We start from the raw sequence: 19,462 nt of genomic DNA on the forward strand, positions 1-19,462 counted from the left end.
GGGCCCGCGATCAGGCGGGTGAGGTGGGGTCCGTCCCGGTCACGCGAGGGGGGGCGGGCCGGTGGGCGCGCAGGGCGAGGGTGAGGGTGTGCGGGCCCATGCCGCCCAGGTAGACACGGTTTCCGGTGGTGGCGTCGGTGCCGCCCACGACGGTGTGGTCCTGGCCCGGGTCGTAGCGCAGCACCTCGCCCCGGTCCGGCCCGGCCAGCGGCTCGCCCGCCTCGACGGCGACCTCGACGCGGATCTCGTCGTCACCGGCCCGGTAGGTCATCGGCCCGGCCGTCAGGCACCAGCGGCCGTCGCCGATCGGTACGGCGCCCTCCGGCGTGCCGCCCGGCCGGAAGGTCAGTTCGAGGGCCCAGGGCACCCGGGGGCCGCTGATGTCGATCCGCAGGTCGGCGCCGTCCTCCCGCAGTTCGGCCTCGACGCGGGTCGTGTGGGAGACCTCGTCCCGGGGGCGGTCCGGGAAGGCCATCGCGGCCGAGAAACGGCCCTCGTCCACCAGCCGGTAGTCGCCGTCGTCCCGCCGCCGGTCCTTCGGGAGCGGCTGGTAGTAGGCGGCGGTGAGGGTTTCGGTGAGCCGGTACCGGTTCTCGGCGAGCTGCTGCGTCTCCGCGGCACGGAACGGCCCCAGATCGAAGAAGCCTCGGGCGAGACGGACCGCGTCGAGGACGGCGTCGCCGGCGAACAGGCGCAGGAAGGTGGGGTTGCAGGCGAGTCCCGAGCGGATGCGCCGCTGCGCGGGCACATCTGAGCCGCCGTACACCACCGTGTGCGCGATGGCCGAGGCGCGTGCGGCCAGCCGGGCGGTGGGGAGGTACCGCGCGCGCGGAAGTGTCTCCGCGGCCGGGGCCGGCAGGGCGCGGCCCAGTTCGGGGGTGAGGAGGGTCTGGGCGAGCAGGTCGGGGTCGTCGATGCCGTCGGCGGCCGCCAGCCGTGCCGCCCGGGCGAAGTCTCCCCGGCCGGTGCGGATCGCGAGCAGCCGGTAGTGCGGCAGGTAGGGCGCCAGCGGGAACGGGGCGTACTGGTCCTGCCGCCGGGAGAGAACGGTCTCGACGGTGCCGTCCGGCCTGATGAGGTCCAGAGTGGTGGCGAGATTGTGTTCGACGGCGTCGAGCAGGTCGGCGCGGCCGAGCACATCGGCGAGGAGCAGCAGGGACGGGTTGGACACGTGGGCCGCGTAGTTGGCGCTCCGCTCCGAGTACAGGCCGTCGCTGTCGATGTCGACGCCCTCGGTGAGCCACTCCTCGACGCGGTCGAGCAGCCGGTCGTCGGGGAAGGACCGGTGCAGGCGGGCCAGCGCCGCGCACAGCTCCCAGCGGTGGTTCGGGGTGTGCACCCCGCCCGTCAGGAGACTGTCGAGGGCGGCTCCGGCGATCTCGGCGAGGGCCGCCGCGGCCTCGCGCAGTTCCGGCCCCCCGCCCGCGGCGAGGACGTGCGCGTCGCACACGTCGTTGACGGTGAATGCGGAGTCCGGCGGGGACTGCACGTTGTCGCCGCCGGCGAAGAGGCCGGTGGTGGTCTGCGTGGCCCGCAGGGCCCGCAGGTGGGTCATCGCGGCGGTGACGGCCTGCCCGCTGCCGTGCAGGGCCGAGTCCGGGGACCGGTGGGCCGCGAGCAGGGTCTTCACCCGCCGCGCCAGCTCGCGGTGCGGCACCGCGGTGGGTTCCTCGTCGGGGCGGGCCGCGAGCGGGGCGGCCGTCCGGTCGGCGGCGCGGGCCGCCGACCGGACGAACTCGGGGTCGAGCGGGGTGGGCACGATCAGTCCTTCAGTCCGGCGTTGATGTCGGCGCCCATGACGTAGCGCTGGAAGACCAGGAAGACCAGGATCAGCGGGATCATGGAGATGACCGACGCGCCGAGCAGGACCGACCAGTTGATGTTCTGCGCGCCGACGATGCTCTGGATGCCGATCTGCACGGTGAACTTGTTGGGGTCGTTGAGCATCAGCAGCGGCCAGATGTAGTCGTTCCAGCGCCACTGGAAGGACAGGATGGCGAGGGTGAGCATGATGGGCCGGGAGATCGGCACCATGATCCGCAGGAAGATCGACAGTTCACGCGCGCCGTCGATGCGGGCGGCTTCCACGAGCTCGTCCGGAACCGTCAGGAAGAACTGGCGGAACATGAAGCATCCGGTCGCGGTGAGCACCGCCGGCAGGATGATGCCGGCGAACGAGTTGTACAGGCCCAGGTCACGGACCACCAGGAACGAGGGGGCGAGCATGACCTCGCCCGGCAGCATCGTGGTGGCCAGGATGCACAGGAAGAAGGCCTTGAGCCAGCGGTTGTCGTACTTGGCCAGCGCGTAGCCCGTGCAGCAGCTGACGCCCACCGTGAGGATCGTCGTGATCACGCACACGATGGCCGTGTTGATGAAGTACTGGGAGAAGTTGGCGCTGTCCCACGCCGCCTCGAAGCCCGACAGGGTGGGGTTGTGCGGGACCAGGGTCAGCGGATAGGAGAACAGGTCGCTGGCCGGCTTGAAGGAGCTGAGGATGAACCACAGCACCGGCAGCCCGTAGAGGCACGCCAGGATCCACAGCAGGGTCGTCGCGGACACGGCCTGCCGGAGGCTGCCGGTGGCGGTGCCGCGGGGCCGCTTCTTGGAGACGGTCCGTGCGGACCCGGTGTCGACCGGGCGGGGGATGTCTGTGGTTGTCATCGGTTCTCCACCCGCCGGTTGACGATCAGCTGGATGATCGCGACGGCCATCAGGATGAGCATGAGCACGAACGACGCGGCGCTCGCGTAGCCGATCTGGCCCCGTTTGAAGCCGGTCTCGTAGATGTACTGCACGAGCAGGTTGTTCGACGTGCCGGGTCCGCCGTTGTTGAGGGCGACGAACACCGGGTATTCCTTCATCGCGTTGATCGTGTTGAGCAGGATGACGATGAACGAGGTGGGCGCGATGCTCGGCAGGGTGATGCTGAAGAACTGGCGCCACGGGCCGGCGCCGTCGAGCGAGGCGGCCTCGTAGTAGGACACCGGTACGTTCTTGATCGCCGCGATGAACAGCAGCATCGAGAAGCCGGTCCAGGCCCAGGACGCGGCCATCACGACCACGATCAGCGACAGGTCCGCGTTGGACTGCCACGGAACGGCGCTGCCGCCGAGCTGCTCGATGATGTAGTTGACCAGTCCGAAGTTCTCGCCGAACAGCCAGCGCCACAGGACACCGACGACGATGGGCGACAGGAGCCAGGGGATGAAGAAGATGACGCGGGCGACCGACCCGCCCTTGGCGTGCTTGCTCACCAGCAGGTTGGCGGTGAGCAGCGAGACCGCGAAGTTCAGCGGTACGAAGAGCACGGCGTACAGCAGGGTCCGGGTCAGCGCGGCGTAGAAGGTGGAGTCACCGAACAGGTTGTGGTAGTTGTCCAGTCCGATGAACTGGAACGCCCCCACTCCCGTGTAGTTCGTGAAGCTGTAGATGAGCCCGATCACCGCCGGCCAGACGAAGAACAGCGAGAAGAGCACGACATTGGCCGCGATGAGGACGAGCGGTGCGAGGGTGTACTTGCTCCGTCTCCTGGCCGGGCTCGCGGACACGGCCGAGGCGCGTTTTGTCATCTTCCTGACTCCGTGCTGGTGGAATGGATTGCTGCGGGCTCACCGGCGCGAGCCCCGCGGGCTCACACCATGAGCCCGGACTTGCGCGGGCGCCCGGTCCGGGCGGCGGCGTCTGGACCCCGCCGCCCGGACCCTTTCGCCTACGCTCAGCCGCCGACCTGCTGGTTGTAGCCGGCCACGATGGCCTCCAGGGCCTTGTCGGCCGACTGCTGGCCGTTGATCGCCTTGCCGAGTTCCGTCTTGGTCGGGTCCTCGGTGAGGCTCTTGCCCTTCAGCACCCAGTTGGTCTGCGCACCGTTGAAGTAGCCGGAGATCGGGTCGTACAGCGGGATCGACTCGTTGTAGAGCTTGTACGCCGCCTGCGCCGCCTCGGACTTGAACGGGTACGTCGGGTTCAGGCCGCTCTCGACCGGCAGGAATCCGGAGGCCTCGCACAGCGTCCGGTAGTTGTCGGGCTCGTACAGCCAGGACAGGAAGCCCTTCGCGGCGCCGGCCGCGTCGGCGTTGTTGTTGAAGCCGACGATGTTGCCACCGGCGTTCACGTCACTGGCCTGCACCGGCTGGGCCGGGGTCGGGACGCTCGCCCACTCGAACTTCTTGATGCTCTCCGCGAAGGCGGGCACCTGCCACACGCCGGACCAGTAGGCGACGACGTCACCGCTCTGGAACATCGCGGACGGGTCTGCGCCGCTGGTCCACACCGACTTCGGCATGGTCTTGTCGTCGTTCCACCCGACGAAGGTGTTCACGGCCTTCTTGGTCGCGTCGTCCACCGAGAACTTGCCGGAGTCGTCCGCGTGGACGTACTTGCCGCCCATCTCGTAGACCATGGCGCGCAGCCGGGACGGCGACTGGTCGAAGGTCAGGGAGTACTTGGCCTTGGTCTTCTCGCGGACCTTGTTCGCCGCCTTGATGAAGTCGGTCCAGGTCCAGGTCTTGTCGGGCGAGGTCGGGAAGTCGACGCCGGCCTTCTCGAAGAGCGACTTGTTGATGAACATGCCGGACGCGGTGACGTCCGAGGGAATGGCCAGCACCTTCCCGGACGAGTCCTTCGCCAGGAAGTTCTGGTTGATGTTGTTGCTCTTCTTGTCGGCGATGGACTTGAGGTCGATCAGCTTGTTCGACCAGATCGGGTCCAGCGCCGGCACGGCGGCCACGTCGGGCAGGGAGTTGGCCTGCGCGGCGTTGTGCAGCTTGGTCGTGTAGCCGTCGTAGGGGATGTTGACGAGCTTGACCTTGACGCCCTTCTCCTTCTTGTACTGCGCCACCACCTTCTTCCAGCCCGCGTCCTGGCCCGGAACGGTGGAGATCCAGAACGTCAGCGACTTGGAGGTGCCGCCCGAGTCGGAGCCGCCTCCGCAGGCGGAGAGCAGCAGGGTCGCGGCCGAGACACCGGCAGCGAGGGGAACCAGGCGGCGCATACCGCCGCGGCCGAGTCGGCTTGAGCGCCGCACACCCACAGTGGTCATCTTCGATCCCTTTTTTTCGGTAGGGGACGGAGCACGGCGCCGACCGAGGCGGCACGGGTGCATTGTGCAGGAAGGCTGCTTTCCGGGGGCCACGGCCTCGCCCGGCCGCGTCGTCCTCACGGGGCGGAATCCCCGGCCGTACCGGCCGTCACCGCACGGGCACGCCCTCGTGCGGTTGCCGTACTTCGAGACATCGAGTACAGGCGGGAGGCTCACCCCAAGTCGGCGTCCCGGCCGACTTAGAAAGCGCTTGTCCGGACATTGGCAGATGGCGGTGGAGTCCGTCAATGCTTCACCGCCGCACCTCCGGTCACGGTTTGGATTCCCCGGGCCACGGCCAGCCGACTGGCCCCCACCACGGTGCCACTGTCACCGAGCGCGCTGCTCACGACCTCGGTGGGCCAGCTCAGCCGCGCCAGTTCGGCCCGTACGCCGGGCAGCAGCCGGGGCTCGGAGCCGACGGCGCCGCCCAGCACGATCAGGCCGGGGTCCAGGACCGCGGTGGCCGCGGCGGCGAGTCTGCCCACGTCGGCCGCGTGCCGGCCGACGACGGCGCACGCGGTGGCGTGTCCGGTGTCGGCCAGCGCGAACAGCCCGGCGACGGTGTCGGGGCACACGCCGTCCACGCCCCGCCAGGCGTCCGCCGCGCGGCGCAGCAGGGAACCCGCTCCTATGTGGGCCTCCAGGCCCTCGTGGCGGGGTTCCCGGTCCGCGTCCCACGGGTACGGCAGCCGGGCCACCTCACCGGCTGCCCCGTTCGCGCCGCGCAGCACGTGGCCGCCGATGACGACACCGAGACCGATGCCGACGCCGATCCGCAGGTAGCCGAAGGTGTCCCGGCCCCGGGCGGCGCCCTCGTGCAGTTCGGCGAGGGCGGCGCAGTTCACGTTGTTCTCGACGTGCACGGGCACCCCGGGCGGGAGGGCCACCGTCAGGGCGTCGAAGATGGGGCCCGCCTTGGCGGTGGCGGGCCGTACGGCCGTGCCCTCGCGGCTCTGGACGGTGACGTCGCCGACGGCGACGACGATGGCGCGCAGCGGCGCGCCGGGCGCCAGGCCGCTCAGGGCGTCCCCGACCACGTCGACGGTGTCCGCCCGCGGTCCGGTGCCCTCCGCGAGGAGGGTGCCGTCCAGGGCGCAGACCCGCACCCGGGTGACGCTCGGCCCGAGGTCGACGGCGAGGACCGCGCCGGCGGCCCGGCCCAGGTCGTACACGGCCGCCGACCTGCCCGTTCCACCGGAGAGCGTGCCGGAGTGCGCGGCGAGACCGGCGGCCTCCAGCTCGGCCACGGCGGTGGAGACGGTCGGCTTGGACAGGCGTGCCCCGGCGGCTAGCTGGGGGCGGGTGGCGGTGCTCGACGCGGCCAGTACGGCGAAGACGGCGCGGGCGCTCTCGCTCAGTTGCATGGTCTCCCCAGTCGTGCCGCGGTCATCAGACCGCACGGTCGTGCGGTATCCGGCGTCCTGACCCTTGACGCACTCTAATTCGTTAGTTAATTTCCTAACGAAGTCAAGCGGTACTCGTCTGCCGCATCCGCCGAGGCCCGTCCCGGGGCTTCCCTAGCACCCCCCACAGACCCTGTGTGTCCTGGCACGGTTTCGCCCAGCCGTCGCTGCGCCCATCGCAACGCAACGACGAAAGAGGCCTCACGTGCCGGACTCAAGGCCCGTCGCGGTCGGTATCGACGTGGGCGGCACCAAGACCCATCTCCGCGCGGTCGCGGGGACGGTGTCCGTCGCCGACCACCTCCGTGCCAGCCGTGGCTGGCGGCCGCACGACCCGGCGGCCGCGACCGCATGGCTGGCCACGCTGGTCGAGGAGGTGCTGCCCGCGCACACCCCCGTGTCCGCCGTGGCCGTCGGCGCCCATGCCTGCGAGACGCCCCGGCAGTGCGAGGGGATACGTCTCGCCCTCCAGGAACGGCTTCAGGTGCCGTGTCTGGTGGTCGGTGACGCCGAGCTGCTGGCTCCCGCCGCCGGTTTCGACCAGGGGGTGGGGCTGGTCGCGGGCACCGGTTCGGTGGCCGTCGGCCGCACCGCGGACGGTACGTCCGTGCAGGTCGGCGGCTGGGGCGCGGTCCTCGGCGACGAGGGCGGCGCCGCCGGTCTGGTCCGGGAGGCGTGTCGCGCCGTATGGGCCGCGCACGACCGGGGCGAGACACCCGACGCGCTCGCCGGCCGGCTGACCGCCGCCTTCGGGGTGAGCGAGGTGCCGGCTCTCGGCGGGGCCCTGGAGGCCGCCACGGCGATGTCCGCCGACTGGGGCCGGCACGCCCCGCAGGTGTTCGAGGCCGCCGAGGAGGGTTCCGTCCTCGCCCGCCGGGTCATCGCCGAAGGGGGCCGCGCGCTCGCCTCGCTCGTGGCCCGTCTCGCGTCCCGCCGGGTGCCCGTCGACGACGTGGTGGTGGCCGGCGGGACGATCCTCTCCCGGCCCGCCCTGTACTCCGCATTCGCCGAAGCACTCCTCGACGCTGTACCGTCCGCGCGACCGCATGTGCTCCAAGTGCCTCCGGTCGAAGGGGCGTTGGCACTCTCACGTACTCTCCTCCGACCGGTCACCCGCTGATCACCGTCCGGTCGTCGACCGGACACCGACCGGACATGCGTCCACCCCACGCTCAGCCCGCACCCGATCACCACCTCGCGAAAGGAGCGGCGCTCCATGCCGTCATCCGCCGGGCACCACACTCTCGACCGCCGTGTCTTCCTCCGGAACTCACTCGGCGTCACGGCCGGCCTGATAGCCGCTCCGACCGTCGCGAGCCTGTGGCAGGCTCCCGAGGCCAAGGCCGCCACCGCGTTCGCGGCCTTCGTCGACGACTACAGCACCAACACCACGGCGAACCAGACCGCCGGGACCAACGCCGTCATCCGCGCGCTCGGCGGCTTCGCCGTGATCTGGAAGACGGGCGGCGCCTGGAACACCGGCACCCCGCTGATGCCGGAGATCCTGCGCGACAACATGCGCTACTGCGCGCGGCTGACCGGCCGCCGCACGGAGGCGCAGGCCCGTGAGGCGTTCGTCTACGACCGGCAGCACCAGAGCTACGCCATGATCGGCGGCCTCGGCCCGCTGGCCGACCTGTACCGCACGGGTGCCAAGGCGGTCACCTCGATCACCGCCGCCCCCGAGGGCATCCCCGCGACCAAGATCAACGACGCCGTCCCCGCCGGCGCGCCCGCCGGCTCCACGCTGGGCGCGGGCTCGTACGACTCGGAACTCGGCCTGGTGGCCAAGCTCGTCGACACCGTGCGCGGCGACTTCACCTCCAGCAACCCGGCCAAGTTCAGCTTCCAGTACCCGCGGCCCTGGCGGATGAACGAGGACAGCCAGGTCGTCGACACCGGTGAGAAGGACACGCTGGGCTACCCCGTCTACGAGTCCGACGTCGTCGTCGTGAAGCAGCTCCTGCGCCAGCGCAGCGACGTCCCGGCCGAGGACGGGGGCTTCCCCAGCGGCCACACCAACGCCTTCCACCTGGCGGCCCTGGCGTACGCGTACGCGGTCCCCGAGCGCTTCCAGGAGATCATCACCCGCGCCTTCGAGCTGACCCACACCCGGATCATGTCCGGCATGCACTCCACGGTCGACGTGATGGGCGGCCGCATCATGGCCACCGCCCTGGCCGCCGCCGTGCTGCACAAGCCGGAGAACACCGCGCTCAAGGCCGCCGCGCGCAAGCAGGCCGCCGAGTACTTCCAGGCGAAGACCGGCACCACCGCCGACACGCTGTTCGCCTACGCGCACTCCGACGCCGGCGACCCGTACGCCGACCGCCTGGCCAACGCCCGCCTGGTCGAGCCGAAGCTGACGTACGTCCTGCGGCGGCGCGGCGCGTCCGAGGGCATGACCGTGCCGAAGGGCGCGGAGGTCCTGCTGGAGACGCGTCTGCCGTACCTCGACGCGGCGCAGCGGCGCGAGGTGCTGCGCACGACCGCGCTGCCCTCCGGGTACGTCCTGCTGGACGGCTGGGAGCAGTGGGGCCGGCTCAACCTGTTCGCGGCGGCGGACGGCTACGGCGCCTTCGACACGGACGTCACCGTCACACTGGACGCCGCGCTCGGCGGTTTCGGCGCGGCCGACGCCTGGCGCAACGACATCGACGGCGTGGGCGGTCTCGTCAAGCGGGGCAGCGGCACGCTGACGCTGGCCGGCGCCAACCGCTACAAGGGCGGCACCGTCGTGGAGGCCGGTGTGCTCGCGGCGGGCTCCGACGAGGCCCTCGGCCGCGGTGACGTCCGGGTGAAGGGTGGCACGCTGGCCACGGGCGGGCACACCGTGCGCGTGCGCGGCGACTACACGCAGGCCGGTGTCCTCGACGTGACGCTCGGCCGCGGCGCCGCCCCGGCCCTGGACGTGGACCGGCGCGCGGTCCTGGAGCACGGCGGCAAGCTGGTGGTCCGCTTCGACGCCGCGCGGCCGCCGCGGTCCGGCGACACGGTGGCGGTCCTCGGGGCGCGGTCCGTGCAGGGCCGGTTCGCCGAGGTCACCGTGGCCGTGGAGGGCTGGACGGCCGAGCAGGTCTTCACCGCGCACGGGGTGTCGGTCCACCTCCGCAAGAAGTAACCCACCGCACCGGAAGGGCTGTCGAGGGCGGCGCGCGCCGCCCCCGACAGCCCTTCACAGGCTCGGCGGCAGGGCCTGCTCGGCCCAGATGGTCTTGCCCGCGCCGCTCGGGCGGCTGCCCCAGCGGTCGGTGAGCTGGGCGACCAGGAGCAGGCCGCGGCCGCCCTCGTCGAAGCTGCGGGCCCGGCGCAGATGCGGCGAGGTGCTGCTGGCGTCGGACACCTCGCAGATGAGGGTGCGGTCGCGGATCAGGCGCAGCTGGATGGGGGCGCCGCCGTAGCGGATGGCGTTGGTGACCAGTTCGCTGACCACGAGTTCGGTGACGAAGGCAGCCTCCTCCAGACCCCAGCGGGTGAGCTGGTCGGTGGCCAGTTTGCGCGCGTTGGCGACCAGCGCCGGGTCGTCGGTCAGGTTCCACACGGCGACCTGTTCCGCGTCGAGCGCGCGGGTGCGGGCCAGCAGCAGGGCCACGTCGTCGGCCGGGGTGTCGGGCAGCAGCGCCTTCAGCACGGTGTCGCAGGTCCTCTCCAGGCTGTCCAACGGCCCTTCCAGCGCGGCGCACAGGGCGCGGGTGCCCGTGTCGACGTCCCGGTCGCGGGCCTCGACCAGACCGTCGGTGTAGAGGGCGAGGACGGACCCCTCGGGCAATGCCAGGTCCGTCGCCTCGAACGGCAGCCCGCCGACGCCGAGCATCGGTCCCGCCACCACCTCGACGACCTCCACCCCGCCGTCGGGCCGCACGACCACGGGCGGCACATGTCCGGCCGAGGCGATGGAGCAGCTGCGGTCCACCGGGTCGTACACCGCGTAGAGGCAGGTCGCGCCGATCTCCCCGTCGCCCGTGTCGTCGCCGGCCGCCAGGTGCTCCACGAGGTCGTCCAGGTGGGTGAGCAGCTCGTCGGGCGGCAGGTCGACGTCGGCGAGCGCCCACACGGCGGTGCGCAGCCGGCCCATGGTGACGGAGGCGTGGATGCCGTGCCCGACGACGTCCCCGACGACCAGCGCGACCCGGGTCCCGGACAGCGGGATCACGTCGAACCAGTCGCCGCCCACCCCGGCCTGGGACAGCGCGGGCAGATAGCGGGAGGCGAACTCGACGGCCGCCTGTCCGGCGACCGTCTTCGGCAGCAGGCTGCGCTGCAGGGCCAGCGCCGTCGTCCGTTCCCTGGTGTAGCGGCGGGCGTTGTCCACGCAGACCGCCGCCCGGCTGCAGAGTTCCTCCGCGAGGGACACGTCGTCCTGGTCGAAGGCGTCGGGGTGCTCGGGGGTCAGGAGGCGGACGAAGACGGCCACGCCGAGCGTGGTGCCGCGGGCGACCAGGGGGACGGCCATCAGGGACAGGTCGTGCTCCTCGGCCTCCCGGAGCCTGGCGGAACGGGCACCGTGCCGGGCGAACCAGGAGTCGAGGGAGTGGTCGCCCGTGCCGGTGAGCACGGGCTCGCCGGTGAGCAGGGCACGGGCGGGCGCCGAGGCGGGCGGGTAGACGTCGGCGGAGCCGAGCCCGATCGCCGCCTCCGGGACGCCCGGTGTCGGGGAGTGGTGGGCGGCACGGCGCAGTCTGACCTCGCGGCCCTCCGGGATAGCCTCGGGTTCCTCGCCCTGCAGCACGGACTCCAGGAGGTCGACGCTGGCGAAGTCGGCGAGCCGGGGCACGACCAGCTCGGCCAGTTCACCGGCGGTCCGGACGACGTCGAGCCGGGTGCCGATGGATCCGGCGGCCTCGTTCAGCAGGGCGAGGCGCTGGCGGGCCGCGAACTGCTCGCTGCTGTCGAACGCGGCGAGCGCGGTGCCGATCAGCCGGCCGGAGTCGTCCCGCACGGGCCACATCTCGGAGGTCCAGGCGTGCATGCGCCGACCGGAGGGCGAACGGGTCCAGCTCTCGTAGCGGACCGGTTGCCCGGTCTCCACCACGATCTCCAGGTGGCGCAGGAAGCCCCGGCTGTGCTCGGCGTCCTCCACGGTGTCGGGGAAGTACTGGTGCCGGAACTCCTCCTCGGGCTGTCCCATCACCCGGCACGCGAAGTCGTTCATCCGCAGATAGCGCTGCCCCGTGTCGAAGACGGACATGGACATCGACGCCTGGGTGAAGGCCAGCTCCCCGAGGCCGCGCTCGGCCGGACCGGGTGTCGCCTGCACGACGAACCGCCGCCCCCGGCCCGCCCCGCCCGCGAGCGGGCAGATCCGCAGCGCCACCTTCCGGCGCCGCCCGTCCCGGTGGACCAGGTCCACCACCGTGTCGCCGTCCGTCAGCAGCGCCCGCCACACCGCCGTCGCGTCCCCGTCGACGAGGTCCGCCGCCGGCCGCCCGGTCACGTCACCGACGGCGTACCCGGTGAGCCGCCGGGCCCCTTCGCTCCACCCCGCGACGAGGCCGCGCGCGTCGAGGACCGCCATCGCCTCGCCGGCCCTGGCAGCCCGCGACGCACCGGACCCCTTCGTCACCATATGGCCAGGATGGTCCGTCCGGAGCGGGGCAACAACCCGGGTCCTCGCCGGTGACGTACCGGGATGCGGCCCCGCCGCGGGGCCGCACCGGGCCGCACCCCCTAGAGGGCGGTACGGGACTCCAGGTCCTGGCGGGTGTCGTTGCCGTAGACGCCCGTTTCGTCGCCCCGGATGCCGTACCAGAGCTGGAAGCGCGCCACCGCGTCCTTGAGTACGCCGTCGTACCGGCCCGAGGTGGAGCCGCCCGCGTACACGTCGGGGATGCGGAGCAGCCGCTGCTGGAGTTCGGACACCTGGGGCCCGCTGTCGCCCTCCCGGAGGGTGCCGGCGCCGTCCGGGTCGACGGCGTCGTTCCGTTCGGGGGCCGAGACCTCGGGCGCCGGGGCGGAGGGGGTCGGTCTGGGGGTCACGGTGCGTGCCTCCTTCTCCGTGTCGCCGCCGGGCAGCAGCAGCGCGGCGCCGAAGCCGAGGAGGGCCGCCGCGCCGACGCCGACGACCACCGCAGCGCGCTTCAGGCCCGGTCCGCCGCCGGGTGCCGACCGTCGTCGCCGCCGCTCCTGCCGCCGCCCGGCGCGGGGCGGGACCGTGCCGGAGCCGAAGTCCTCGCCGACCATGACCGGGGGCAGTTCCTCGGTCTCGTACTCCAGCCGGGGCAGGATCCGCTCGGGGGCGGGCTGCTCCGGGGGCGCGGGCGGCGGAGGGGCGGGCGCGGGTTCCGGTGCCGGACTCGGCGGTACGGCGACGGTCTCGTACTCGTCCTGCCGGGCGGCCTCCCCCTTGAACTGCTCGAACTCCCGCAGCAGCTCGGCCAGGGCCTCCGTCCTGCGCCGGCGCATGACATAGGTCGGCTCGATCGTGGGACGCTTCGTCGTCCTGCCCGGCTCGGGCGGTTTCGACACGCTGTTCTCCTTCCGTGCACGCGGTCTCCCGCCATCCCCGAGAGGAGATACGGGCGGCCGGGCCGGGAGGTTCAGCTCGGCGGGCGGCTCCGGGAGGCGGCCGGGAGCACGGCGAGGACCGCCCAGCCGGGTCCGTCCTCGCGCGGGCGGGCCTGGATACGGCCGCCGAGCGCGGTCACCCGCTCGGTGAGGCCGACGAGTCCGAACCCGCCGCCCCGGGCGGCCTCCGGCAGCCGGGCGCCGCCGCGTCCGTCGTCACGGACCAGGACCTCCAGGTCGCCCCGGGCGTAGCGGAGGTCGACGGTGACCTCGGTGGCGTCGGCCGCGTGCCGGCGCACGTTCGTCAGGGCCTCCTGCACCACGCGGAAGGCGGCGGCCTGCACCTCGTGCGGCAGGTCGGCGGGGACGGAGGGGTCGTGGCGCAGCAGGGCGGTGTGCCCGTCGACCCCGCCGACTCCGTCGAAGCCGCGCACCAGTTCGTCGACGCCCGCCAGGTCCCCGACCGGCCGCCGGTCGCCGGTCGTCGTCTCCTCCCCGTGGTCGCGCAGGACGCCGACCGTGCGGCGCATCGAGGCCAGCGCCTCGGTCGCGGCCCGCTCGATGCCCGCGAGGACGGGGTCGAGCCTCCCCCAGACTTCGTCCGGGGGGACCCCCGTCTCGCTTCGCTGGGATTCGGTGCCGGCCATCATCCGGGCGACCTGGCTCTGCACGAGGATGCCGGTCACGTGGTGGGCGACGAAGTCGTGCAGGTCGGCGGCCATGGCGAGGCGCTCCGCGCGGCGGGTCTCGGTGACGATCCGGTTGCGCCGGTTGTCCAGGGTCCGCAGGTAGGCGGCGACGCCGGCGGCAACGCCGCCCAGGAGGAACAGGAGCAGGGCGGCGCCGACATTGGCGCTGTCGTCGGGCCTGAGGACGAAGTACGGCAGCGTGAGCATGCCCAGGGTGAGACCGTCGAGGAGTCCGCACGCCAGCGCCCAGCCGGGCGTACAGGTGCGGACGGCGACGACCAGGGCGCACACCAGCAGGGCCGCCTGTCCCACGCCGAAGCCGCCGCTGTCCCGGGCCAGGACGAGGACCACGACATTGGTCAGCGCGGCGAGGGCCGGTACACCGGCGCGGACCTGCGGTGTCACCCAGGCCGGCCGGCGACGCTCGGGCCACAGCAGTGCCAGGAGACCGGCGGCCAGGGAGAACAGGTGCAGCCACGGGCTGCCGCTGTCGGCGTCCGTCGCCAGGAGGAGGAAGTCGGACAGGCAGGCCAGGTACAGGGCGACGATGCCGCCGCCCCGGACACAGCCGGCCCGGGCGGGACGCGCCCGGGGGCCGGCGTCCTCCGCGGGTTCGTCGCTGTCGAGCACGAGGTTCACGCCGCTCACAGTAGGCACCGCCGCCGGTCCCCGTATCGGCCGTACGGCCGAGCCGCCGTCCGAGGCGTGCGGGAAGCCTGACCGTTCGGCCGAGGCGGGCGCCCCCGTCGCGGCCCCCCTCCCGTGTCCCGGCTTCCCCGCGCGCTCGGGCATGATGCGCCCATGAACGACCGCAGCCCGATCCGGGTCCTGATCGCCGACGACCAGGACATGGTCCGCACCGGCTTCCGTTTCTTCCTCGACGCGCAGCCGGACATCACGGTGGTCGCCGAGGCCGCCGACGGCGAGACGGCCGTGCGGCTGGCCCGCGAGCTGCGGCCCGACGTGTGTCTGCTGGACATCCGGATGCCGAGGCTGGACGGTCTGGAGGCGACCCGGCTGCTGGCCGGTCCGGGTGTCGCCGATCCGCTGCGGGTGGTGGTGGTGACGACGTTCGACCTCGACGAGTACGTCTACGGGGCGCTGCGCGGCGGCGCCTGCGGCTTCCTGCTCAAGGACTCGGGGCCGACCCTGCTGGCCGAGGCCGTCCGGGCGGCCGCGGCGGGGGACGCGTTGGTGTCGCCGTCGGTGACGGTCCGGCTGCTCCGGCACGTCACGGCGGAGAAGGCGGAGGCGCCGGAAAGGAAGGAAAAGACGGGGAGGGCGGAGAAGAGGCGGCAGGAGGGCGGGGCGGGCCCCGGTGCCCCGCGCTCGCAGGAGGCGCTGACCGAGCGGGAACTCGACGTGGTGCGCCTGGTCGCGCTCGGGCACACCAACGCCGAGATCGCCGCCTCGATGTTCGTCTCCCTCTCCACGGTCAAGACGCACCTCGGCAGCATCCAGCTGAAGCTCGCCGCCCGGAACCGGGTGGAGATCGCCGCGTGGGCGTGGCGGACGGGGCATGCGGGCAAGCAGGGATGACGGCCCGCCGGTGAGCCGGGAAGGGCTGCGCGGGGCCCTCGGAGTGAGGCGAGGCCCTCGGAGTGCCGCGGGCCCTCGGGGTGTCTACGGCGTGAGGGTGACGCGGATGCCGACCGTGCCGTCGGAGCCCCGGCGCAGTCGGCTGCCGAGCAGGGTGAGGCGGCCGAGGACGCCGTACTTGCGGGCGATCAGACCGCGGTAGGCGGCGGAGCCGGCCGCGTCCAGGATCTCGGCGCGTGCGGGCACGTTGCCGCCGGTGGGGTTGCCCCGCACGTCGCAGGGGCCGACCAGGACGTCGGCGCGGTTGCGGACGCGCTTGACCTTCCAGGAGTCCGCCACCGTCCAGACACCGAGCGCGTCCCCGTCCCGTACCACCCACACCGGCGTCGGGACGGTGGTGCCGTTCTTGCGGTAGGTGGTGAGCAGCAGGTACTTGCCCGCGCCGAGCGCGTCGAGCGAGGTGTCGTCAGCCATGGCGGGAGTCTAGGGCCCTTCTGACGGATCCCCGTGGGAGGAGGACCCTCCCCGGGTGCGCGGGCGCCGGAAGGGACCGGCGGCCGGGCACCCGGGTGCGGACGGGCACAGCGGTGTCAGTCGAGCAGCCCGTCGTAGTCGGGCAGCTTGTACGTGCGCTCGGCGTGACCGCCGACCAGGTCGGTGGTGTTGTTGCCGACGTTGGCGATGATCGTGTAGCCGTCGGACTCGATGTCCGCGCGCGAGGCGGTCTTGTAGGCCGAGACCTCGGCGAACAGGTCGGGCAGGTCACGGACGTACAGGCCGTCGACGGGGTAGCCGACGTTCTTCAGGTTCCACTTGGTGACGCTCTCGATGATGCCCGGCCGGGCGGTGACGAAGAAGACGGCTACCCCGCGGGACTTGGCGTACGTGGCCAGCGCGAGGGAGGGCTTCAGGGCCGGGGTCGGCAGCTGGTACCAGGGCGTGTAGTGCGTCTCCAGCGTCGTGTTGTCGATGTCGAAGACGATGGCGAGCTTCTGCCCCGAGGAGTTCGCGGTGCGCTGCTGGACGTACGGCGTCGCCGTGTCGACGACGGCCTTCACGTCCTTCTGCCAGGTGGCGTAGTCCACCTCGGCGGCCGCCGCGGTGGCGGCCGTGGTCCCGCTCTGCGCGGCGGCCGCGGGCACCGCCGCGGTCACCGAACCGCCCAGACCCAGTACGGCCACCGCGGCGACCGTCGTGATGCGGCGTCCCACACCGCTTCCTGTCATGTTCGTCCCCTTTTTTCTCATGTCGACGCGGCGAGGCCGTCACCGTCCCCGCCGCGCTCGTCATGGTCATGCCCAATGGTGGCCGGGAGACTACCCAAGAGTTACCGGTTGGTAGAAGGGTCGCGACAACCCTTGTTCCACAGCCCGCGGGCCGAGCCGGGCGGCACGCGGCGGAACCTGGCGAATCCGGGCGCCGAGAAGATCGCCGAAGTCTCGGCAAAGGCCAACCGACGGGTCTACATTGCGGGTTGGATGAAGCACCTTCACAGAAGATCCAGGAGTCGACTCCGTGACGGACAACCCGGCAGCCCCGGACTTCCCCTCGTCGCCGCTGAACCGGCGCATCGTCACCACACGGCCGGCCGCGGCGCGGATCTGGAACTACTGGCTCGGCGGCGGTGACTACTACGAGGTCGACCGCAAGGCCGGGGACGAGATACGCCGGCTGTATCCGAGCATCGGCGACTACGCCCGCGCGGACCGGCAGTTCCTGGGGCGGGCGGTGCGCCATCTGGCCGCCGAGGTGGGCATCCGGCAGTTCCTGGACATCGGCGCCGGGCTGCCGACCGCGGAGAACACCCACGAGGTCGCCCAGCACATCGCGCCGGACTCCCGGATCGTCTACGTGGACAACGACCCGCTCGTCCTCGTGCACGCCCGCGCCCTGCTGACCAGCGCGCCCGAGGGCCGCACGGACCACGTGGACGAGGACCTGCGCAACGTCGACTCCGTCCTCGCCCACGCGGCGCGCACCCTGGACCTGACCCGACCGGTCGCCCTGCTGCTGCTCGACGTACTGGCCTTCATCCGTGACGACGAGGACCCGGACGGCATCGTGCGCCGTCTGCTGGACGCCCTGCCCCGGGGCAGTCATCTGGTGCTCTCCCACACCATCACCAGCCCGGAGTGGCCCGATGTGGACATCGCGGCGGCCTGGTGGAACGAACACGGCATCCCGCCGCTGACCCAACGCACGCCGGAGAGGATCGCCCGGTTCTTCGACGGGCTCGACCTGCTGGAGCCCGGCGTCGTCCCGTGCACGCGCTGGCGGCCGGACACCCCCGGCGATCCCGCTTGCGGGGAACCGGCGATCGTGCCCATGTACTGCGGAGTGGGAGCCAAGCCGTGACGGGAACGGACCCGGCCGGGGTTGCACGAACCGGACAAGGAGTGCTCGGCGGACATCCCGGAGCGGGGCCCCTTCCTCGTCCACGACGAGTACCACCGGATCCGGTCACCATGAACCGGACGCCGGGATACGTCGACGCGGACCGGTGAACATGTGCCGACCCCCGCACGTATGAAAGGAAGGGCGCTCAAGGACCGGACGCCCTGGCGGTGTTGACACCGTGTCGGACGGGGTTCGGGAGAGCCAGGCGATGAGGCACGCACGACGGCGAGTCGTGAAGCGGGTGGCGCGGCTGACGGCCGCCGGTGGACTGATCTGCGGAACCCTGATGGTCGCGCAGGCGGCGATGGCGACCGAACCCACCACCTCCCCGCCCACGACCCGAAGTGCGGTGCTGGCCGCCTCCGGCACCGGGAACGGCCTGGTCGGCGAACTGGGCTCCGAGCGTACGGCCGGCACCTGGATCGCCGACGACGGCAAGCCGGTCGTCGCGGTCACCGACGAGGAGGCCGCCGCCGAGGTCGAGCGGGCGGGCGCCCGTCCCAAGATGGTCGAGTTCAGCGGTGAGGATCTCGAGTCCGCCGCGAAGGCGCTGCGGTCCGCGCCCCGGGTGTCGGGCACCTCCTGGGCCATCGATCCCGCGTCCAACGAGGTCGTGGTGCGGGCCGACAGCACCGTGTCCAAGAAGGACTGGTCGAGCCTGACCGATCTCGCCGAGAAGATCGGCGCGTCCGTGCGGATGGAGCGCACCGAGGGCACGTACACGATGCGGCTCAACGGCGCCCAGCCCATCTTCGGCACGGGCGGACGCTGCTCGATCGGCTTCAACGTGACCGACGGCGAGCGGGACTTCATGCTCACCGCCGGGCACTGCGGTCCGGCCGGCTCCGTCTGGTTCTCCGACAACGAGGGCCGGCAGGAGATCGGCCGGACGACCGAGTCGGAGTTCCCCGGCAGCGACTACTCGCTCGTGCAGTACCTCCAGGACGCACCCAGCAACCGGACCAACGTGGTCTCGGTGGGCGACGGCCGGGGCGTGCGGATCACCTCGGTCGGTGAGGCGGCGGTCGGCCAGCGCGTCTTCCGCAGCGGCAGCACCAGCGGTTTCCGCAACGGCGAGGTGACCGGCCTCGACGCCACGGTGAACTACCCCGAGGGAACCGTCAGCGGCCTCATCGAGACCACGGTCTGCGCCGAGCCGGGCGACAGCGGCGGCCCGCTCTTCTCGGAGGGGGTGGCCCTGGGAGTGACCTCGGGCGGCAACGGGGACTGCAAGGAGGGCGGTACGACGTTCTTCCAGCCGCTGTCCGACGCCCTTGACGACCTCGGCGTCCGGCTGACCGGCCTGCCCCAGTCCGCCGCCCAGCCGACCGCGGCGGCCGACGGTTCCTCCGGCGACGACTCCCAGGGCGCCGCCGCTCCCGGCGGGGCCGAGCCGGGGTCCGTGGAGCCCGTCGACTCCGTGAGCGCCGCCTCCGATCTCCTCGACCGCCTCGCCGACCCCCGCAACGTCGGGCCCGGTCTGCTGGTCGTCGCCGGCAGCATGGTCGCCCTGGCGGCCACCCGTTTCATCCGCACCGAACAGGACCGCCAGGCGTACCGGCGGCAGTACTCGGGGAGTTGGGGGTAGAGGTCCACGCCCTGCGCGATGTGCGCTCCCGGCGCTCCGCGCCCCGCGAGGGGCGCGGCCGGCGGACTACGAGGCGGCGGCCCACTCCAGGACCAGACGCTCGTACTCGCTCCGCTGCTCCCTGTTCAACGTCCCGCCGCTCCGGAACCAGAGCGCCCGGATCTCCTCGTTGACCTCGGCGGCCGTTCGCGCCGGTACTTCCGCTCTTTCCAGGACGACATCAGGGGTAGTGGACATGGTGTAAACCATATGTCCTCGA

The 19,462-nt window shown here is 72.3% G+C and carries 16 protein-coding genes; 5 read left to right on the forward strand and 11 right to left on the reverse strand.

Annotated features, from left to right (window positions below):
• Window positions 1–10: 10 nt before the first annotated feature.
• The 5 genes from SCAB_RS03840 to SCAB_RS03860 form a co-directional block, all read right to left on the reverse strand.
• Window positions 11–1,759, reverse strand: a complete 1,749-nt coding sequence (locus SCAB_RS03840; protein ID WP_012998735.1) for a hypothetical protein — start codon at window positions 1,757–1,759, stop codon at window positions 11–13.
• A 2-nt stretch (window positions 1,760–1,761) separates the two neighbouring features.
• Window positions 1,762–2,664, reverse strand: a complete 903-nt coding sequence (locus tag SCAB_RS03845; RefSeq protein ID WP_012998736.1) for a carbohydrate ABC transporter permease — start codon at window positions 2,662–2,664, stop codon at window positions 1,762–1,764.
• Window positions 2,661–3,572 (reverse strand): carbohydrate ABC transporter permease, encoded by a 912-nt coding sequence (locus SCAB_RS03850; RefSeq protein ID WP_037726712.1) that lies wholly within the window; start codon window positions 3,570–3,572, stop codon window positions 2,661–2,663. Before SCAB_RS03850 ends, SCAB_RS03845 begins: the two co-directional genes overlap by 4 nt.
• Window positions 3,573–3,718: 146 nt before the next feature.
• On the reverse strand, window positions 3,719–5,041 hold the full coding sequence (locus SCAB_RS03855) for an extracellular solute-binding protein (protein ID WP_012998738.1): 1,323 nt from the start codon (window positions 5,039–5,041) through the stop codon (window positions 3,719–3,721).
• 284 nt (window positions 5,042–5,325) lie between these two features.
• Window positions 5,326–6,447 carry an ROK family protein gene (locus SCAB_RS03860; RefSeq protein WP_012998739.1) on the reverse strand — a complete coding sequence of 374 codons (1,122 nt, stop codon included), beginning with the start codon at window positions 6,445–6,447 and terminating at the stop codon, window positions 5,326–5,328.
• 244 nt (window positions 6,448–6,691) lie between these two features.
• Here SCAB_RS03860 and SCAB_RS03865 point away from each other — a divergent pair, with 244 nt between their 5' ends.
• Together SCAB_RS03865 and SCAB_RS03870 are read left to right on the forward strand one after the other, a co-directional pair.
• Entirely contained in the window at window positions 6,692–7,606 is a 915-nt protein-coding gene (locus SCAB_RS03865; RefSeq protein ID WP_012998740.1) for a BadF/BadG/BcrA/BcrD ATPase family protein, read from the forward strand.
• A 96-nt stretch (window positions 7,607–7,702) separates the two neighbouring features.
• Entirely contained in the window at window positions 7,703–9,607 is a 1,905-nt protein-coding gene (locus SCAB_RS03870) for a phosphatase PAP2 family protein (protein ID WP_012998741.1), read from the forward strand.
• 54 nt (window positions 9,608–9,661) lie between these two features.
• Here SCAB_RS03870 and SCAB_RS03875 read toward each other — a convergent pair whose 3' ends face one another.
• From SCAB_RS03875 to SCAB_RS03885, 3 genes are all read right to left on the reverse strand, one after another.
• Complete coding sequence (locus tag SCAB_RS03875; protein ID WP_012998742.1) at window positions 9,662–12,052, reverse strand: ATP-binding SpoIIE family protein phosphatase; 2,391 nt, start codon at window positions 12,050–12,052, stop codon at window positions 9,662–9,664.
• A gap of 101 nt (window positions 12,053–12,153) precedes the next feature.
• Window positions 12,154–12,951 carry a peptidoglycan-binding domain-containing protein gene (locus tag SCAB_RS03880; protein WP_012998743.1) on the reverse strand — a complete coding sequence of 266 codons (798 nt, stop codon included), beginning with the start codon at window positions 12,949–12,951 and terminating at the stop codon, window positions 12,154–12,156.
• A 71-nt stretch (window positions 12,952–13,022) separates the two neighbouring features.
• On the reverse strand, window positions 13,023–14,318 hold the full coding sequence (locus SCAB_RS03885) for a sensor histidine kinase (RefSeq protein WP_012998744.1): 1,296 nt from the start codon (window positions 14,316–14,318) through the stop codon (window positions 13,023–13,025).
• Window positions 14,319–14,480: 162 nt separating this feature from the next.
• On the opposite strand from SCAB_RS03885, the gene SCAB_RS03890 reads away from it, so the two are divergent.
• A complete protein-coding gene (locus SCAB_RS03890) occupies window positions 14,481–15,218 on the forward strand; it encodes a response regulator transcription factor (protein ID WP_012998745.1) in 738 nt (245 codons plus the stop codon).
• Window positions 15,219–15,302: 84 nt separating this feature from the next.
• Here the strand turns inward: SCAB_RS03890 and SCAB_RS03895 are convergent, their stop codons facing one another.
• On the reverse strand, window positions 15,303–15,692 hold the full coding sequence (locus tag SCAB_RS03895) for a PPOX class F420-dependent oxidoreductase (RefSeq protein WP_012998746.1): 390 nt from the start codon (window positions 15,690–15,692) through the stop codon (window positions 15,303–15,305).
• A 116-nt stretch (window positions 15,693–15,808) separates the two neighbouring features.
• The gene (locus tag SCAB_RS03900) at window positions 15,809–16,444 is read right to left on the reverse strand and encodes an HAD family acid phosphatase (protein ID WP_012998747.1); all 636 of its coding nucleotides are present in this window, start codon (window positions 16,442–16,444) and stop codon (window positions 15,809–15,811) included.
• A gap of 289 nt (window positions 16,445–16,733) precedes the next feature.
• Here SCAB_RS03900 and SCAB_RS03905 point away from each other — a divergent pair, with 289 nt between their 5' ends.
• Window positions 16,734–17,573, forward strand: coding sequence for an SAM-dependent methyltransferase (locus SCAB_RS03905; protein ID WP_012998748.1), 840 nt, complete (start codon window positions 16,734–16,736; stop codon window positions 17,571–17,573).
• A gap of 250 nt (window positions 17,574–17,823) precedes the next feature.
• A complete protein-coding gene (locus tag SCAB_RS03910; RefSeq protein WP_037726722.1) occupies window positions 17,824–19,203 on the forward strand; it encodes a S1 family peptidase in 1,380 nt (459 codons plus the stop codon).
• Between the two features lie 66 nt (window positions 19,204–19,269).
• On the opposite strand, the gene SCAB_RS47640 is transcribed toward SCAB_RS03910, so the two are convergent.
• Window positions 19,270–19,452 (reverse strand): hypothetical protein, encoded by a 183-nt coding sequence (locus SCAB_RS47640; RefSeq protein ID WP_020115084.1) that lies wholly within the window; start codon window positions 19,450–19,452, stop codon window positions 19,270–19,272.
• Window positions 19,453–19,462: the final 10 nt, after the last annotated feature.

This window comes from Streptomyces scabiei 87.22, assembly GCF_000091305.1.
GTDB lineage: Bacteria > Actinomycetota > Actinomycetes > Streptomycetales > Streptomycetaceae > Streptomyces > Streptomyces scabiei.

Excerpts from the sequence above, each read along its gene's own strand:
- SCAB_RS03870 (WP_012998741.1), top strand. The coding sequence starts at position 7,703 with ATGCCGTCATCCGCCGGGCACCACACTCTCGACCGCCGTGTCTTCCTC.
- SCAB_RS03875 (WP_012998742.1), bottom strand. The coding sequence starts at position 12,052 with ATGGTGACGAAGGGGTCCGGTGCGTCGCGGGCTGCCAGGGCCGGCGAG.
- SCAB_RS47640 (WP_020115084.1), bottom strand. The coding sequence starts at position 19,452 with ATGGTTTACACCATGTCCACTACCCCTGATGTCGTCCTGGAAAGAGCG.
- SCAB_RS03845 (WP_012998736.1), bottom strand. The coding sequence starts at position 2,664 with ATGACAACCACAGACATCCCCCGCCCGGTCGACACCGGGTCCGCACGG.
- SCAB_RS03860 (WP_012998739.1), bottom strand. The coding sequence starts at position 6,447 with ATGCAACTGAGCGAGAGCGCCCGCGCCGTCTTCGCCGTACTGGCCGCG.
- SCAB_RS03890 (WP_012998745.1), top strand. The coding sequence starts at position 14,481 with ATGAACGACCGCAGCCCGATCCGGGTCCTGATCGCCGACGACCAGGAC.
- SCAB_RS03910 (WP_037726722.1), top strand. The coding sequence starts at position 17,824 with ATGAGGCACGCACGACGGCGAGTCGTGAAGCGGGTGGCGCGGCTGACG.
- SCAB_RS03855 (WP_012998738.1), bottom strand. The coding sequence starts at position 5,041 with ATGACCACTGTGGGTGTGCGGCGCTCAAGCCGACTCGGCCGCGGCGGT.
- SCAB_RS03900 (WP_012998747.1), bottom strand. The coding sequence starts at position 16,444 with ATGACAGGAAGCGGTGTGGGACGCCGCATCACGACGGTCGCCGCGGTG.
- SCAB_RS03895 (WP_012998746.1), bottom strand. The coding sequence starts at position 15,692 with ATGGCTGACGACACCTCGCTCGACGCGCTCGGCGCGGGCAAGTACCTG.
- SCAB_RS03850 (WP_037726712.1), bottom strand. The coding sequence starts at position 3,572 with ATGACAAAACGCGCCTCGGCCGTGTCCGCGAGCCCGGCCAGGAGACGG.